The organism is Caballeronia catudaia, from assembly GCF_001544755.2.
GTDB lineage: Bacteria > Pseudomonadota > Gammaproteobacteria > Burkholderiales > Burkholderiaceae > Caballeronia > Caballeronia catudaia.
In genome coordinates, this window is record NZ_FCOF02000142.1 from 1 (window position 1) to 932 (window position 932).

Annotated in this window: 1 pseudogene; it reads right to left on the reverse strand. The window is 66.4% G+C overall.

Features of this window, described 5'->3' with window-relative positions:
• Positions 1-932: pseudogene (locus tag AWB75_RS36480) on the reverse strand (glycosyl transferase family 51); the annotation flags it as partial.

The following is a 932-nucleotide window of genomic DNA, read 5'->3' on the forward strand; positions in this document are numbered from 1 at the left end:
GGCTCGCGCACGTAGGCGGTCAGCGTGCCGAAGAAGCGTTCGCCGATCACGAAGACGAACGTCGCGCTCCGGTTCACCTTGCGCGATTCGATGAGACGCCGGCCGCGCGCGTACACATTGAAGCGCTGATCGCCCGTGCCCGTCTTGCCGGATACATCAAGCGAGCGGCCATCGGACGAGGCCATGCCTCCGGCGAGGCGCTGCGCGGTGCCGCCCGCAACGACATCGCGCAAAAGCTGCTGGACGACAGACGCAATCTCAGGCGCGACCAGCGGCTGCGGCGGCGCGCTCACATGGACGAAGTGCGTCTCGTACGGCGTGTCCTTCGCGAATTCGAGCGTCGAGATGCGCTGCGTGGCGAGCCCGCTGCCCCCGTTCTCCACGATGCCGATCAATTGCGCGAGCGCCTCGGGCCGGTCGCCCGCCGCGCCGATCGCCGTCGCATAGGAAGGCGTCACCGACGAGAACGGATAGCCGAGCGCGCGCCACGACTTCGCGATTTCAGCATAGGCCTGCAGTTCGACCATGCGCCTGATGCGCCTGTCCTGCGTCGCGCGATAGCGCGTCTTGAAGAGCCACGAATAGGCGGCGACGCGTGCATTGCGGCTCGCTTCCTGCACATCGTTCAGGGTCGCGAGCGGATGCGCGCGCAGATGGTTCACCGTCCACAGTTCGAGCGGATGCACGCTCGCGATGTATCCGCGATCGTTGAGGTTGAATTTGTCGACACCGTATTTGACGTAGAGCTTCGCGAGGTCGCCATCCGTGATCGACGCCGACGGCGTGCCGCGCAGCGCCGTACGCATCTGCTCATCGAACCATGCCTGCGGCGCGTCGGGCGCCACGCTTCTCAACACCGTGGCCAGCTTGGGCGGCGACTTGCGCACGTCGCGCAACAGAAGCGCAAGCGCCTCGTCCGCGGTCTTGAGCCG